Below are 16,529 nucleotides of genomic sequence, written 5' to 3' on the forward strand. Positions count from 1 at the left end.
ATTACAGAAGCGGTTATAACAGCTTGATGGAATTGTCCTGGCTTGGGAGCAACTCGGCGACACACTTCGCCGGTTGAAGTGTTCGCTCCATCTCGTTTTACACCTCAGGCTGCGTCTCCATCCCGTTCCAAAAGTAATCGAGCAGGTCGAGGACATCCTCTTTACCATGGCCCGTTTCGGCCGAAAAGACGATGATGGGGATCTCCTTGGGAATACCCAGATCCTGGCGGATCTGCTTCACATGTTTGGGGTACTGGCCCCGGTTGATCTTGTCCGCCTTGGTGGCGATGACGGCGGCGCCGATCTTGAAGTGGTTCAGCCATTCGCGCATGGCGATATCGTCCTTTGACGGCGGGTGGCGGATATCGATCAGTTGGATGACGCCGCGGAGCTGGGGCCGCTTTTTCAGGTAGTGCTCCATCATTGACCCCCAACTGGCCCGCTGCGTTTTGGAGACGCTGGCATAGCCGTAGCCGGGCAGGTCGACGATATAGGCGGCCTGATTGATCCGGTAAAAGTTGAGCGTCTGCGTCTTGCCAGGCGTCGACGAGGTCCGGGCCAGGTGGCGGCGGTTGCAGAGCTTATTGATCAAGGAGGATTTGCCCACATTGGAACGGCCGACAAGGGCCACCTCGGGGAAATTGTCCTCGGGGTACTGCTCCCCTTTGACGGCGCTGATCACAAACTCGGCCTCTTTGATTTTCAGCCACGATTCCGTCGGACCGGCGTCAGCCACTTTGCCCCCGCTGGCGCCAGGCGGCGCGATTGCCGGAGCCTGGGGCACCGGATTGGATGGTTCTTGCGGGATGGAAACCGCCGGTTCGGGCGTAAGAGAGTTTGTCAGTTCAGGCAATACAACGTTGCCTTCAAAGGAAACCTTATCGCTCATCTCTTAACCTCAGTTCAAAGCCGTATTTTTCTATTTTTCGCTGTGTTTCATGCTTCTATTGTTCAAGCTTTGTCTATTGGCGAGACAATGGGAAGAAAGGTACCCAAAGGTGGGTACCTCTCGTCATGGGCATGTCATCGATCAGAAGACCAACCGATCATCCTTCTCAGGTCTGCAATCCCGGCGGCGTCTCTTCGATCATCCCCTGATAGACCGGCACGGGTGTTTCCATAGCGGCGGGGATCGTCTCCGGCGGCTCAGGCTCTTGCACCGGCGCCGGTTCGAGCAAGGCCTCCTGAATGACCTGATCCATGTGCTCCACCAGGATAAAGCGCAGTTTTTTCTTGACGTTAGCCGGTACCTCTTCCAGGTCCTTTTTGTTCTCCGCCGGCAGGATGACGGTGGTGCAGCCGGCCCGGTTGGCCGCCAGCATCTTCTCCTTGATGCCGCCGACGGGGAGCACGCGGCCGCGGAGGGTGATCTCGCCGGTCATGGCCACCTCGCGGCGGACCGGTCGCCGGCTGAGGGCTGATGTGAGGGCCGTGGCGATGGTGATCCCGGCAGAAGGGCCGTCCTTCGGAATAGCGCCCTCCGGCACATGGATGTGGATGTCTGTATTCTGGTGGAAGTTGTCGACAATGCCCAACTCACTGGCGCGGGAGCGGACATAGGTCATGCCCGCGTGGGCCGATTCCTTCATCACGTCACCCAGTTTGCCTGTCAAGGCCAGGCTGCCTTTACCCGGCATGAGGGCCACCTCGATGGCCAGGGTGTCGCCGCCTGTTTCCGTCCAGGCCAGTCCGGTGGCGACGCCCACCTGGGATTCCGTTTCGGCCAGGCCATAACGGTACCGTGGAATGCCCAGGTAAGTAGGGAGGTTACTGGCGGAGATGGAGACGCGGCGCTCGGGATCTTTGACGATCGCCCTTGCGCTCTTGCGGCAGAGGCCGCCAATCTCCCGCTCCAGGTTGCGCACGCCCGCCTCGCGGGTATACTCGCGGATCAGACGACGCACCGTGTTTTCGGAGATCTGAACCTGTTCTTTTTTCAGGCCATGCTCTTTCAACTGCTTGGGGATGAGGTGATCGAGGGCGATGCGCGTCTTTTCCTCCTCCGTATAACCGGGAATGTAGATGACCTCCATCCGGTCAAGGAGCGGCCGGGGGATGTTGTGCATGCCGTTGGCCGTGGTGATGAACAAGACCTTGGACAGGTCGAAGGGGACCTCGATGAAGTGGTCCGAGAAGGTGCTGTTCTGTTCCGGGTCGAGGACCTCTAGGAGCGCCGACGCCGGGTCGCCGCGGAAGTCCATGCTCATCTTGTCGATCTCATCAAGCAGGAAGACGGGGTTTTTCGACCCTGCCGTGCGCAAGCCCTGGATCAGCCGCCCCGGCATGGCGCCCACATAGGTGCGCCGGTGGCCGCGGATCTCCGCCTCATCGCGCACACCGCCCAGGGAAAGACGGACAAATTTGCGTTCGAGCGCACGGGCGATGGAACGGGCCAGCGAGGTTTTGCCGACACCCGGCGGGCCGACGAAGCAGATGATGGGGCCCTTCATCTTCTGGGCCAACTTGCGGATGGCCAGGTACTCAACGATCCGCTCTTTCACCTTGTCCAGGCCGAAATGGTCCTCGTTGAGGATCACCTCGGCCTTGTCGATGTCGAGGCGGTCTTTCGTCTGTTTGGCCCAAGGCAGGGCGAGCAGCCACTCCAGGTAGTTGCGGACCACCGTCGCTTCGGCCACCATGGGCGGCATCTTTTCGAGACGCTCTACCTCCCGGAGGGCTTTTTCCTCCACCTCTTTGGGCAGCTTGGCCTTGGTGATCTTGTCGCGCAGTTCCTCCCCTTCGGCCTGGCGGTCTTCCTTCTCACCGAGTTCTTTTTGAATGGCCTTGATCTGCTCGCGGAGGTAGTATTCCTTCTGGGTCTTCTCCATCTGCTTGCGGACCCGGACGTTGATCTTGCGCTCCAGTTCCAGGATCTCCATCTCTTTGGCCAGGATCTCCGTCAGGATCTCCAGGCGTTCGGCCACGTCGAGGGCTTCCAGGATGCGCTGTTTGTCTTGCGTCTTCAAGGTCAGGTGGGACGAGATGATGTCGGTCAACCGGCCCGGGTCCTCGACAGCCACCACGGAAACGAAAGTCTCCGGCGGGATTTTTTTGGAGATTTTAACGTACTGCTCAAACTGGTTGACAAGAGATCGCATCAGGGCTTCTACGGCGTTCGACTTGACGTCCGGCTCGATGTGCTCGCGCACGCGGACCCGGATCAGGGGTTCCATGTCGATGTATTCGAGAATCTCCCCGCGAGCCAGGCCTTCGACTAGCACGCGTATCGTCCCGCCGGGGAGCTTGAGCAACTGTTTGATCTCGGCGATGGCGCCGATCTGGTAGATGTCCTCGGCGCTGGGTTGATCAGTCTGGGCTTCCTTCTGGGTAGCCAAAAAAATGATCCGGTCCTGAGCCATCGCTTCCTCGATGGAATTGACAGAACGCTCCCGGCCGACATCTAGGTGCACTACCATGTAAGGAAAGACGATTATCCCCCTTAAAGGCAAAAGGGGCAATTCCTGTATCGTCTGCCGTATCTTCTTTTCTTCGGCCATCGGGGCTAACACCTCCTACTCTTCTGAAAGGGACCAGAAGATTATCCTCATTTTACTATAATCGGGGAACAAAGCCCAGCGTTTTCCCTCCATGAAACCCCGGGGAGGTCGAAACACCAAAGTAATCACATCCAGTTTATTGAAAAATCATTCTTAGGGGGGCGCCACCACACCGATAGCCGCTGCTGGCAACAGGTCTGCCGAAGGCGCCACAACCGTTTCCGCAACCACTGATTCCGTCAAGATCGCCTCGGAGAAGACTTGTTCCATCGTATGCAGGGGGATTACGGAAATTCCTGGAATTGAGGAAAAACGCTCCAGCCAGTTTTCCGCCGGGATCAGCACACGGGTGGCGCCGGCCAGCCGCGCCGCTTCCACCTTCGTGACGACGCCGCCCACCGGCTTCACCTGGCCGCGGACAGACAGTTCCCCTGTCATCGCCAGCCGGTTGTCGATGGCGACACCCTTGACGGCCGAGTAGATGGCTGTGGCGATGGCGATGCCTGCCGATGGGCCGTCGATAGGGGTTCCGCCGGGAAAGTTGACATGGATGTCCCAGTCTCTCGGTTCGATTCCCGTCTGGGCGCGCAAGACCGTCAGCACGTTGTCCACCGAGGTTTTGACGAGGCTGCGGCGCTTCATCGTCCGTCCGCCCAGCCCGCCCATCTCCTCTTCGTCGACGATGCCCGTCAACGTCAGCGTTCCCGCGCCAGGGGAAACCGGCAAGGCGGTCACCTCGATCTCCATCAAGGCGCCCATCGATGGACCCATCACCGCCAAACCGTTGACGACGCCGACTTGGGGCTCTGGGGGGATCTTCTTCTCCGGCCGGGGCGCGTACTGGCCGGAATGAACGACCCATTCCACATCTTCCACAGACAGGACGCCAGCGCGGTGCGCGAGCGCTAGTCCGGCCGAGATCTGGACGATGTTGACGGCCTCGCGCCCGTTGGTGGCGTAGCGACGGATCACCTCGACGGCCTTTTCAGGGATGGCCATATCCATCTTCTTAGCCGCCCGGCAGGCCACTGCGCCGATCTCCTCCTGGGTCAAGGGGCGGAAAAAGACCTCAAGACAGCGGCTGCGGATGGCTGAGGGGATCTCCTGGGGGAGCCGGGTCGTCGCGCCGATGAGCCGGAAGTCTGCGGGAAGGCCGTTTTGAAAGATATCGTGGATGTGGCTGGGGATGTTCTGGTCCTCGCTGGAGTAGTAGGCGCTCTCTAAGAGCACCTTACGGTCTTCGAGGACCTTGAGGAGCTTGTTGATCTGGATGGGGTGGAGTTCCCCCACCTCGTCGATGAAGAGCACCCCGCCATGGGCCTTCGTGACCGCCCCCGGTTTCGGTTGGGGGATGCCGGCCATGCCCAGGGCGCCGGCGCCCTGGTAGATGGGGTCGTGGACCGAGCCGATCAGCGGGTCGGCGATGCCTCGCTCATCGAAACGGGCCGTGGCGCCGTCGATCTCGATAAACTTGGCCTGGACGGAGAAGGGGGACAAGGGATTTTTCTTGGCCTCCTCCAAGACCAGTCGCGCCGCTGCTGTCTTGCCGACCCCTGGGGGGCCGTAGATGAGCACGTGCTGTGGGTTGGGACCACAGAGCGCCGCTTTGAGCGCCCGGATGCCGTCGTCCTGGCCGATGATCTCTTCGAATGTCGAAGGCCGCGTCTTTTCCGCCAGGGGCTCCGTAAGGGCGATCCGGCGCATGGTCTGGAGCTTCTCCAACTCCTTGCGCGATTCGCGCTCCACCGCCGTTTTGGAGCTCTGCTGATTCTTGAGCAGGTGCCAGAAGTACATGCCGATGATAACGATGAAAAAGATCTGGAGGAGGCCCAGCAATCCGCCCAATCCCGACCAAATGTTCACCGCCGTCACTCCATTTCTGTTTTTGCCAATCCCCCATAGTATCCGACGGCGAAAGCTTTTTATGAGACGGAGGCCTGGAAAAACAAAAACCCCGGAGGATTGAGATCCTCCGAGGTCTGTGTCATCGGCGCGTACCGGGTTTGGTTCGGGTCGTCGGGCGCTTGCCCGGGAGCGACGATTCAGGTGATCGCCGTATCGGCGTCTTGTCAGCCGGCTCACCCTGCGCCCCTAAGCCGACTCTTCCTTCTTTTTTTTTCTGTCACTCGTGACCAGCACCGGTTCCTTCTGCTTCAGGATGACTTCCTTGGTCACGGCGCACTTGGTGACGTCATTGCGGGACGGGATGTCAAACATCACGTCGAGCATGACCTCTTCCAGGATGGCCCGCAGGCCGCGCGCGCCTGTGTTGCGCTTGATCGCCTCCTGGGCGATGGCTTTCAAGGCGTCATCGGTGAATTCCAACTGGACCTGATCCAGTTCAAAGAACTTCTGATACTGCTTGACGAGGGCGTTCTTCGGCTCCGTCAGGATGCGCACCAGGGCGTCCTCGTCGAGGGCGTCCAAGGTGACGATGACGGGCAGGCGACCGACAAACTCTGGGATCAAGCCGAACTTGAGCAGATCGACGGGCAGGATCTCCCGGAGGGTTTCGCCGATCTTCTTCTCTTGCTTGCCCTTGATTTCGGCGTTGAAGCCCATCGTCTTCTTGCCGATGCGGTTCATGATCAGTTTTTCGATGCCATCGAAGGCGCCGCCACAGATAAAGAGGATGTTCGTCGTATCCAGTTGGATGAATTCCTGATGGGGGTGTTTCCGTCCGCCTTGCGGCGGAACGGAGGCCACCGTGCCTTCCAGGATCTTCAGCAACGCCTGCTGTACGCCTTCACCGGATACGTCCCGTGTGATCGAAGGATTCTCGGACTTGCGGGCGATCTTGTCGATCTCGTCGATGTAGACGATGCCTTTTTCCGCCTTCTCCACGTCATAGTCGGCGGCCTGGATCAGCTTGAGCAGGATGTTTTCCACATCCTCGCCCACATAACCGGCCTCCGTCAAGGAGGTGGCGTCAGCGATGGCGAAGGGCACGTTCAAGATGCGCGCCAGTGTCTGGGCCAGCAACGTCTTGCCGCTGCCGGTGGGTCCCAGCATGACGATGTTCGATTTCTGCAGTTCTATGTCGTCGATCTTGGAACCCAGGTTGATCCGCTTGTAGTGGTTGTAGACAGCGACGGAAAGGGCCTTTTTGGCCTGTTCCTGACCGATGACGTACTGGTCCAGGATCTCGCGGATCTCCTTCGGCTTAGGCACATCGCCCAAATCGAAGGTGTTTTCGTCCTGCAGTTCTTCTTCAATGATCTCATTGCACAGTTCGATGCATTCGTCGCAGATGTAGACTCCGGGGCCGGCGACCAGCTTTTTGACCTGATCTTGCAGCTTGCCGCAGAAGGAACACTTCAGTTGACTTTTATCGTCACCGAAACCTTTGTACATATCCTCACCTCTCTGCTTCATGCCTTGGCCGGCGGCTTAAACTCCATCACCCCGTCAATGATGCCGTAGGCTTTTGCTTCCTCTGCCGACATAAAGTAATCGCGATCGGTATCCCGTTCGATCCGTTCCAAAGGCTGGCCGGTGCGGTCCGCCAGGATCTTGTTGAGGCGGTCTCTGGTCTTAAGGATGTGGCGGGCATGGATCTCGATTTCCGTGGCCTGGCCTTTGACGCCGCCAAGGGGCTGGTGGATCATGATCTCAGCGTTCGGTGAAGCGTAGCGTTTTCCTTTTGCGCCGGCGGTCAACAGGAAGGCGCCCATGGAGGCGGCCATCCCGACGCAGATCGTGGATACGTCGCAGCGAATCAGTTGCATCGTGTCGTAAATGGCAAACCCTGATGTGATCGCGCCTCCCGGACTATTGATGTAGAGGTGGATGTCTTTGTCCGGATCCTCGGCCTCTAAAAAGAGCAACTGGGCGATGATGAGATTGGCAACATTATCGTCAATGGCACTGCCCAGGATAATGATCCGATCCTTCAACAGCCGGGAATAGATGTCATACGCCCGTTCACCGCGATTGGTTTGCTCGACGACCATTGGAACCAGATAACTCATCCAAGAAACCTCCTCAGGTATACAGTTCAATCTATGTCCGGGAAAGCTGTGCAGTTCGCGATTTCCCGGATTAACCAGCGATTTCTTTGGCGCTGTCGACTAGGAACTTGGCGGCCTTTTCCTGGAGTATGCCTTGTGCGAGGGTTTCGATCTGGCCGCGGGATTCAAGGATCTTCCGGATCTGGGCAGCCGGTTTCCGGTAGTTGGCGGCCATCTCCTCGATCTCTTTGTTCAGTTCTTCATCGGATACGGACATTCCTTCGACCTTCGCCAATGCTTCCAAAACAAGTTCCTGTTTGACCACTTTTTCCGCTTCCGGAATAAACTGCGCCTTCAGGTCCTTCTGCGTTTGCTTGGTCATGGCGAGGAACTGTTCCATGGAGATGCCCTGGTAGCTCAGACGATGTCCGTAGTCTTCCATCATCTGATCGGCGCGGTTGTCGATCATGACCTCGGGGATATCCACCTGGGAAGCCCCGACGACCTTTTCAACGACTGCCTTCTGTTTGGCCTGTTCGCGGGCTTTTTCGGTCGCGCTCAACAGGTTTTTGCGGATATCTTCTTTCAATTCGTCAAGGGTCTCGAAATCGCTGACATCCTTGGCAAACTCGTCATCGATGGGGGCGTACTCCTTGCGCTTGAGCTCTTTGACGGTGACCTTGAACACGACAGGCTGACCGGCCAGTTCTTCGGCATGGTACTGCTCGGGGAAGGTCAGGTTGAGGTCAACCGTTTCACCCACCGGAACACCGACAAGTCCTTCTTCGAAACCGGGGATGAAGCTGTTGCTGCCCAACTCCAGGCTGTGGTCGGCGCCCTTGCCACCCGGGAAAGGCACGCCGTCCTTGAAGCCTTCAAAGTCGATGACCGCCGTATCACCCATCTGGGCTTCCCCTTCCGACAGGGTGGTCAAGCGGGCATGGCGCTTTTGCATGGTCTCCAGTTGACGTTGAACGTCCTCTTCCCGCACTTCTGCAGGCTGGACTTCCACCTCGATGCCTTTGTATTCGCCGAGGGTGACCTCCGGTTTGACCGTAACGACGGCCTTGAAGATCATCGGCTTGCCCGCCTCGATCTGAACGACGTCGATTTTCGGCTGTTCCACAGGCTCCACATTGTTTTCCGCGATGGCCTGCATGTATGCTTCCGGCACGAGGATCTCGACGGCATCTTCAAAGAGGACTTCTTTGCCGTAACGGGCTTCCAGGATCTTGCGGGGGGTCTTGCCTTTGCGGAAGCCGGGGACGGCGACCTGGCGGACGACTTTCTTATAGGCCTTTTCCAGCCCCTGTTCGAATGTTGCCTCGTCGATCTCGATTTGCAACGAAACCTGGTTGTTTTCGAGCCGTTCTACTGAAGCCTTCACGTATGTACCCCTCTCATTGATTGTATCGTAAATTTGACTGTCAGCTGCCGGATTTGACCTCTACTAGTCTATCCGAAAATTTAAAAAGCATAAGGATATTATTCTACGGCAATCTCGCATTTCCTGCTGTCTCGAACGGAATAGAACGTCAGCTTTCATATTTTTCCCAGATATTAGGGTTTCATTCTCCCCCTTTGCGTGATCAAAAATAAAACCTCGGCGACGGATCACCGAGGTAAGCGGTCATGCTGCCGATTTGCAAACGACGGTGGTGCGGGAGAAGGGACTCGAACCCCCACGGTTGCCCGCTGGAACCTAAATCCAGTGCGTCTACCAATTCCGCCACTCCCGCATTTTCAGCTCCTGCATCTTTTAACTCTAATTCCTGAGCCGACTGTTGTCAAGAAAAATAAAAATGGCGCGCCTGGAGGGATTCGAACCCCCGACGCCCTGCTTAGAAGGCAGGTGCTCTATCCAACTGAGCTACAGGCGCTTCATGTAAGACAGCGTGTCTAAAACATCGTGTCGCCAAGCGATGTCGCTGCTGAAAGGGGATGAAGAAGATGGTCGGGGCGACAGGATTTGAACCTGCGGCCCCCTGCTCCCAAAGCAGGTGCGCTACCAAACTGCGCTACGCCCCGTTACGAAATGCATCCTACCTCGACCCTGTTCTGCGGACATCGAATGACATTATAACATACGACGATTCCGATGACAAGATGACAAGTCCTACGCAGCTTTCCAATATTTATGATGTAATGTTGGTTTTCATGTGTATATCTACGTCGGGGCGATTCATTAAACCGCCCCGGTAAACGCCCCAGGCATCGTCGCTGATTTTAGCACCAACGTGTCTTTGCAAAGTTATTCACTAATCGAGTCAGGTCTCTTACGTGTTTTGCGATGATATCTTTCTGTTTCGCGCAAGGAACCGGCTTTTTGCCCCCATCGCATTTCTTCTCATAGTCGGCGTGATGCGGTTTTGCTACAGGCGCTGAAACGCCTCTGTGCGGTTGATATGGCTTTGCATGGGACATCGTTGCTCCTCCTTTCTGTTGTGTTATTGTATCTTACGCAAGCCATATGCATTTATTTACAACTTCTATAGAAAATTTACTTCCGTCATGTCTGTAATGAATCTCCCTGTTTTTTTCATACAAATAAAAAATAAATAAAAACAGACAGTTCCAACGAGAACCGTCTGCATGTCTGATTTCCTATTCGTACAACTCTCGAATATCGTCGTTGGCAATTGACTTATAAATTCGGCCGGGTGATCGGTTCCGGCTCGGGAAAGAGCAACACGCGCAACAGGAAGAACATCTTTTCCATCGCCGACGCCCGGTGACTGATCTTGTTCTTGATCTCCGCAGGCAGTTCGGCAAAGGTCTTTTCGTAGGCTGGCAGGTAGAAGAGAGGATCATAACCGAATCCGCCGTCGCCTCGTCCCTCCGTAGCGATGACCCCGTCGCAGACGCCTTCGGCAAAAAACTTCTGCCCGTCAGGCATGGCCAATGCCAGGACGCAGACAAAGCGGGCCTTCCGCTGTTCGGGGGGAACGTCCTGAAGGAGCTCCAGCAGTTTTTCGTTGTTGCGCCTGTCGTCCTTGGGCTCTCCGGCAAAGCGGGCCGAGTAGACGCCGGGCGCGCCGTTCAGCGCGTCCACCACCAGACCCGAGTCGTCAGCCATGGCAGGAACGCCGCAGGCGCGGGCAACCTGTTCGGCTTTCATCAAGGCATTATCGCGGAAGGTGTCGCCCGTTTCCTCGAGATCGGTGATCTGGGGGAAGTCGCGCAACGACAGCCACTGGACCGGTAGCGCCGGTGTTTGCGCCCGCGCCATGGCCTCAAACTCACGGACCTTCCCCATGTTTTGGGTCGCCAAGATGATGTTATACATACCGCTTCCCCCTCGCAGGCCCGACAGCTAAAAGGTATTTATTTTTTCAAAATAATCGTACTTCTTCTATCTGCCGATTGTCAAGGCGTCATGAACAGATGTCCAAAAAGAGCCGGGCAAGGCGCCGGCTCTTTTTGGCGTTGGGACTTGTTGCGCAGTGCGACCGTTTCACCGTTCAACGGTTGCCTATGCGCGATGATTATCCGAATCGACTACACCTGGGCAGACTCGGCAAACGCCAGCTTCTGCGCATCCATCAATTCACGAATGCCTTTTTCCGCTAATTGGATCATGGCGTCCAACTCATCGCGGCCAAAGGGCGTTCCCTCGGCCGTTCCCTGCACCTCGACGAAGCGTCCGCTGCCAGTCATGACCACGTTCATGTCCACCTCGGCCTTCGAGTCTTCCTCGTAGGCCAAGTCCAGCAGGAGTTCGCCCCCTACCTTGCCAACACTGACGGCGCCCAGCGACTCGATGATGGGGTCTTTTTGAATCTGCTTATTCTTCAGCAGCTTGTCGCAGGCGTCCTTGAGGGCGACGAAGGCGCCGGTGATCGAGGCGGTCCGGGTACCGCCGTCGGCTTGGATCACATCGCAGTCGATCCAGATGGTTCGCTCACCGAGCCGTTGCATGTCGACGACAGAGCGGAGCGCCCGCCCGATCAGCCGCTGGATCTCCATGGTGCGGCCAGAGGCTTTGCCGCGGGTGACCTCCCGCTGGGTGCGGGTTCCCGTCGCCCGAGGAAGCATGCCGTATTCGGCCGTCACCCAGCCCTTGCCGGATCCCTTTTGAAAGGGTGGCACCTTCTCCTCCACCGTAGCCGTGCAGATCACCTTCGTGTTGCCGACGGTGATCAACACAGACCCCTCGGGATGGATCAGGTACCGCCGCTGGATTTGAACCGGACGCAGTTGATCGGCCTGGCGGCCATCAAAACGTGCCATAAAAAAACTCCTCTCCGGGCGACCGGCGGCGTTCTCCACCGCCGGCCGCGCCGGGAGGTGGTTAGTTCCGCTGGTACTGAGCCCGCCCTTGTTCGTAGAGGTTGTTGCCTTCGGCGTCGATGCAGACGATGACCGGGAAGTCCTCGACGACCAGTTCGCGGACGGCTTCGGTGCCGAGGTCGTCATAGGCGATGACCTTCGCTTCCTTGATAGAGCGGGCCATCAGCGCGCCGGCGCCGCCGATGGCGACAAAGTAGACGCAACCGTGCTTCTTCATCGCGTCGACAACAGCCGGTCCCCGCAAACCTTTGCCGATCATGCCGGTCAGGCCCTGCTCGATCAGCCGGGGCGAGTAGGTGTCCATCCGGTAGGACGAGGTGGGGCCGGCAGAGCCGATCACCTGGCCCGGTTTGGCCGGACAGGGGCCAACGAAGTAAATAACGGCGTCCTTTACATTAAACGGCAGATCTTCCCCACGGTCAAGGGTTTCCACCAGGCGTTTGTGGGCGGCGTCGCGGCCGGTGTAGATGGTGCCGCTGATCAGAACCGTATCGCCGGCCTTCAGTTGGCGCAGGGCCTCCTGGGTCAACGGCGTTGTCAACCGTACAGCTTTCATGATTCCAACTCTCCTTCCCTTCTATGCCGGATTACAGCTCAATTTCGGTGTGACGGGCCACATGGCAGTTGATGTTGACGGCGCAGGGCAGACCGGCGATGTGGGTCGGGTAGGTTTCCACGTTCACCGTCAGCGCCGTCGTGTTGCCGCCAAGACCTTGGGGTCCGATGCCTAGGTTGTTGATTTTCTCCAGCAGCTCTTTTTCCAGAGCGGCGATGTGCTCTTTCTCGCTGTGGTGGCCGATATGGCGAAGCAGCGCTTTTTTGGCAAGGAAAGAGGCCTTTTCCATGGTGCCGCCGATGCCGACGCCGACGACGATGGGCGGGCAGGGGTTGGGGCCGGCTTTTTCGACAGCCTCGATGACAAACTTCTTGATGGCCTCCACGCCATCCGCCGGCTTGAACATCTTGAGTTGGCTCATGTTCTCGCTGCCAAAGCCCTTCGGAGCGACCATGATGTGCAGCTTGTCCCCGGGAACGATGTCATAATGGATGACGGCCGGCGTGTTGTCGCCCGTGTTGACGCGGATCAGGGGATCCTTGACGACGGACTTGCGCAGGTAGCCTTTTTCGTAGCCGCGGCGCACGCCTTCATTGATGGCGTCGGTGAGGCCGCCTTCCACGAAGACTTCTTGACCGATGGTGACAAAGACGACAGCCATGCCCGTGTCCTGGCAGATGGGCACCAGTTCATTTTCGGCAATGGCATTGTTCTCCATGATGTGACCGATGATCGTCTTGCCCAGGGGTGATGCTTCCGCAGCGTGGGCCTTCTCCAGCGCTTCTTTCACATCGGCGCCGATCTGGGTGTTGGCTTTGATGCACAGTCCTTCCACAGCCGAAGCGATCTGTTCGAATGTGATAGTACGCAATCCAGGCATCCTCCTTTAATTGATCTTTTAATGATTTGCTGTTGTATAAATGAAACTGTCCCGGATGGGACAGTTTCAACGCTGACCCGAGGCAATCTTCGACTGACCGGTGGTTGAATCCTGTTCGGTAACTTCGAAAATTGAGCCCAACCCATAAGATTCAACAGCCGGAGCAAAAAACCTGCCTCATTGAGACATTTTTCGTGAAAAATTTCACACAGTGCAGCCGATGGCCCCGTTCAATTGCGGATGTTCGGGAAGAATGACCTGTACATCGAGGGCTTCCTCCAGCATGACGCGGATCGCCTGGCTACGGGCGACGCCGCCGGTAAAGACGATGACCGGGCTGTACAGTTCCCGCAACATCGGTTCAACACGCTTGACGATGGTGCGGTTCACCCCGGCAGCCAGATGTTCAACGGGGTGGCCTTCAATGATCTGGCCGATCAGTTCCGATTCACCGAAGACGGCGCAGGTGGAGGACAGTTCCACCGGCTTGTCCCGGCATTCGCCAAGCGCCGCCACATCCATCGCCAACACCGCCGCCATATTCTCCAGGTAACGCCCCGAAGAGGCGGCGCACTTGTCATTGGTGCGAAAGTCGACCATGCGCCCCCCCGCCACCTTGATCACCTTGCTGTCCTGACCGCCCAGGTCGAGGAGCGTAAAATCAGACATCCCCGTCTGAAACACCGCCCCCCGCGTATGCGCCCGCAACTCGGGAATCACCTGCCCCCCGGCAAGCTTGACCAGATTCCGCCCATACCCCGTCGACGTGATCGGCGCGCCCAAGGGCCAACCGAGCCGCTCGTAGTCGACGACCAGTTCGCCGTCGACCTTCCGGCCGTATTCACGATAAAAGGCAAGTGTGTCGTAATAGCGGTAATCGGCAAGCCGTCCGTCTTCCATAAAAACGGCCTTTACATAGCGGCTGCCGAGGTCAAGTCCAATCTTCACGAAATCTTCACCCCACGATCGTTTAAGTATACCGCCAATCGGTGGTCTAACCGGTGCAACCGTAAACCCCGCAGGCGTATGCAGCACAGCGACAGGGCGCAGTCGGACTGTGAGCGGTTTGAGCGGAGCGGCGTCAGCGAGCGCAGCCAGCGCCGCGTAAAGGGCGCCACGACATGCAGAACTACCCAAGACGTTTGGCGCCCAGCGGCGCAGGCAAGCGAGTAGCCGCGCAGCTCTTAGCGAACGGTCCGGCTGCGCCCTACGCCTAAGTTGCGAAAAGGCCGTTCCAATGGCGATCCCAGCGGGCGCTACCCCGCGAGCATGTCTAGAAAGGCGTCAATCCTCATCCGGCTCCGCGCATCGAGCGGCCCCGGCCGGTCCCCCTCCAGGGTTAACACCGGCACCGCCGTGCGCTGCCGAAGGATGATATCCTCAATCTGCCGGTAACAGAAACTCTGCGTGTAATGGATGATCCCGTCGATGCGCCGCCGCGCCACCTCCCGGTTGATATCGTCAATCCGGTCGAAAATCGTATAGGGATAGGTGTAACGACGGTACTGCTCGATGATATCATCCTCATCAAAGGGCATGGCAAACTGCCGCTGGACTTCGTTAAAGACCACCTGCGCGCCCATGCTTTCTATATAAGTATACAAATCGGAGACAATCGGGGGGACCCCCACGTAAGCCAGTCGCACCGCCTGTGAATCACCGGTCAACGCCTGTGTCGAATCCTGGTACGCCTTCCGCCCGGCCTCAGCGATGAGCCGATCCAGATAGGCCTCATAGGCGTCCGGATCGCCGTTGAAATCGGAACAGCCGACAAGGGCGAGATGATTCGTCTGCCCGTCGACAACACCCGCTTCCCAGGTGAGCCGGTCGATCTCATGGGCCTTTTTCCGCACCTGATCGAGCCGTTTTTTCCACCGGCCCACGGCTTCCCAATCAGCGCCCAACGCCTGCATCAACTTCTCCACCTGCAAACGTAAGAGATCCTTGTCGCGGTCGTAGGGAAAGGCGAAAGGGATCACCCTCACGCCGGCCACCTGCCATGTCTCCATCAAGGCATGCGTATTGGAGCAATCGCCTTGGGTGACGGCGATGACCTGCCGCAGGCTCTCCTGTTCAAGCAGCGTCGTATAAAGGCCTTTGATCCAGCCGCAGATGTTGCGCGGGTAGCCGGCCTGTTCCGCCCGGTCGACCAACCGGCCCGGCGCGTCGCAGGTGATAAAGAGGTTATTCAAGTCCACCGGAATTTTTCCCGCTGCATAGACGATTTCTACGGGGATCGTCGTGGTCAATCCCACTTTTTCCGCCATCGGCCCACCCACCCATTCATTCCGCCTTGTTGTAATGAAAAAAGCTCGTTTACAAAGAGAGACCCGGCGCACAGGCCGGGATCAAAAGAAAGACACGTAAGACTTAGACCGCTTCAGGCAAAAGTCACTTCAAGCAAAGACCACTTTCTGGCTCCATTCCCTCTCCAGGATGCCGTCGAGGCACACCTGCCAGGTGTCGTTGAACAGCGGAACGCCGAGAAGAGCGCCGCCCACCCTGGCGAAAGACTCAGGGTCACCGCTGACATAAAAGCGGTGGCGCGGCTTGGGCCCCCGGGGATCCCGGAAGGGGATGATCCCCTTTTCCATCAACGCTTTTCCCTGCGCCACGGTCTGGCAAGCCGGATCAATCAAGGTGATCTTCTCCCCGATCATTTCCCGGATGACCGGCTCCAAAAAGGGGTAATGGGTGCAGCCCAGCACGATGGTATCGACACCGGCCTCGATTAACGGCGACAGGTATTGCCTGGAGGCCGCCCGCGCCTCATCGCCGCCATAACGCCCCGACTCAACGAGAGGAACGAATCTCGGACAGGCCTGGCCGTAGACCTGCATGGCGCTGTTTAATTCCCCCACCCGCTGGCTGTGCGCCCCTTTGCGGATGGTCGCTTCCGTCGCCAACACCCCGATCCGCCCGTTCCGGCTGAGCCGGACAGCTTCTTCCGCGCCGGGGTTGACGACACCGACAACAGGCACCTTGTGGCGCTCCCGGATGATATCAAGGGCCAAGGAAGAACTCGTATTGCAGGCGACAAGGATCAATTTCGCCCCTTCGGCAACCAGAAAGTCGGTGATCTCCAGGGCGAATCGGATCAACTCCGAAGCAGGGCGTGGACCGTAGGGGACATGGGCCGTGTCCGCAAAATAGAGGATCTCTTCCCCCGGCATTTGGCGAAACACTTCACGCGCCACGGTCAAGCCGCCGACGCCCGAGTCAAATATGCCAATAGGTTGGCAACGCTTCAAACTTTCTCACTCCCAGCCGAACATGGCGACAGAACCTTGAATCCGCCGAAACCAGCAGACCTTTAAACCATAACATAGAATATTCCCTCTGAAAAGAAAAGTTCT

At 57.8% G+C, this 16,529-nt stretch carries 13 protein-coding genes and 3 tRNA genes; all 16 read right to left on the reverse strand.

Translation table 11 applies throughout. The features are described 5' to 3' along the window. Positions 1-97: 97 nt before the first annotated feature. On the reverse strand, positions 98-706 hold the full coding sequence (yihA, locus tag GTO91_RS00610; RefSeq protein ID WP_161254060.1) for a ribosome biogenesis GTP-binding protein YihA/YsxC: 609 nt from the start codon (positions 704-706) through the stop codon (positions 98-100). Between the two features lie 349 nt (positions 707-1,055). Beyond that, positions 1,056-3,497 carry an endopeptidase La gene (gene lon, locus GTO91_RS00615; protein WP_161253282.1) on the reverse strand — a complete coding sequence of 814 codons (2,442 nt, stop codon included), beginning with the start codon at positions 3,495-3,497 and terminating at the stop codon, positions 1,056-1,058. A gap of 153 nt (positions 3,498-3,650) precedes the next feature. Continuing rightward, entirely contained in the window at positions 3,651-5,360 is a 1,710-nt protein-coding gene (lonB, locus tag GTO91_RS00620; protein ID WP_328793699.1) for an ATP-dependent protease LonB, read from the reverse strand. Positions 5,361-5,588: 228 nt separating this feature from the next. Next, positions 5,589-6,851 carry an ATP-dependent Clp protease ATP-binding subunit ClpX gene (gene clpX, locus GTO91_RS00625; RefSeq protein WP_161253284.1) on the reverse strand — a complete coding sequence of 421 codons (1,263 nt, stop codon included), beginning with the start codon at positions 6,849-6,851 and terminating at the stop codon, positions 5,589-5,591. 17 nt (positions 6,852-6,868) lie between these two features. Next, positions 6,869-7,468, reverse strand: coding sequence for an ATP-dependent Clp endopeptidase proteolytic subunit ClpP (gene clpP, locus GTO91_RS00630; RefSeq protein WP_161253287.1), 600 nt, complete (start codon positions 7,466-7,468; stop codon positions 6,869-6,871). Positions 7,469-7,538: 70 nt separating this feature from the next. Further along, entirely contained in the window at positions 7,539-8,834 is a 1,296-nt protein-coding gene (tig, locus tag GTO91_RS00635) for a trigger factor (protein ID WP_161253289.1), read from the reverse strand. A gap of 269 nt (positions 8,835-9,103) precedes the next feature. Then, positions 9,104-9,186 (reverse strand) — tRNA-Leu (locus GTO91_RS00640). 64 nt (positions 9,187-9,250) lie between these two features. Continuing rightward, a tRNA-Arg gene (locus GTO91_RS00645) sits at positions 9,251-9,327 on the reverse strand. A gap of 71 nt (positions 9,328-9,398) precedes the next feature. Next, positions 9,399-9,475 (reverse strand) — tRNA-Pro (locus tag GTO91_RS00650). 616 nt (positions 9,476-10,091) lie between these two features. Then, entirely contained in the window at positions 10,092-10,733 is a 642-nt protein-coding gene (locus GTO91_RS00655) for an XTP/dITP diphosphatase (protein WP_161253292.1), read from the reverse strand. A 212-nt stretch (positions 10,734-10,945) separates the two neighbouring features. Further along, entirely contained in the window at positions 10,946-11,677 is a 732-nt protein-coding gene (gene rph, locus GTO91_RS00660) for a ribonuclease PH (protein WP_161253295.1), read from the reverse strand. 61 nt (positions 11,678-11,738) lie between these two features. Further along, positions 11,739-12,293 (reverse strand): Fe-S-containing hydro-lyase, encoded by a 555-nt coding sequence (locus tag GTO91_RS00665; RefSeq protein ID WP_161253297.1) that lies wholly within the window; start codon positions 12,291-12,293, stop codon positions 11,739-11,741. Positions 12,294-12,324: 31 nt separating this feature from the next. Further along, on the reverse strand, positions 12,325-13,164 hold the full coding sequence (locus GTO91_RS00670) for a fumarate hydratase (RefSeq protein ID WP_407929507.1): 840 nt from the start codon (positions 13,162-13,164) through the stop codon (positions 12,325-12,327). 213 nt (positions 13,165-13,377) lie between these two features. Next, the gene (locus tag GTO91_RS00675) at positions 13,378-14,121 is read right to left on the reverse strand and encodes an acyl-CoA dehydratase activase (RefSeq protein WP_161253304.1); all 744 of its coding nucleotides are present in this window, start codon (positions 14,119-14,121) and stop codon (positions 13,378-13,380) included. A gap of 308 nt (positions 14,122-14,429) precedes the next feature. Then, positions 14,430-15,440, reverse strand: coding sequence for a 2-hydroxyacyl-CoA dehydratase family protein (locus GTO91_RS00680; protein ID WP_161254063.1), 1,011 nt, complete (start codon positions 15,438-15,440; stop codon positions 14,430-14,432). A gap of 129 nt (positions 15,441-15,569) precedes the next feature. Further along, the gene (gene murI / locus GTO91_RS00685) at positions 15,570-16,424 is read right to left on the reverse strand and encodes a glutamate racemase (RefSeq protein WP_161253307.1); all 855 of its coding nucleotides are present in this window, start codon (positions 16,422-16,424) and stop codon (positions 15,570-15,572) included. Between the last annotated feature and the right edge of the window lie 105 nt (positions 16,425-16,529).

Source organism: Heliomicrobium undosum (assembly GCF_009877425.1).
Lineage (GTDB): Bacteria > Bacillota > Desulfitobacteriia > Heliobacteriales > Heliobacteriaceae > Heliomicrobium > Heliomicrobium undosum.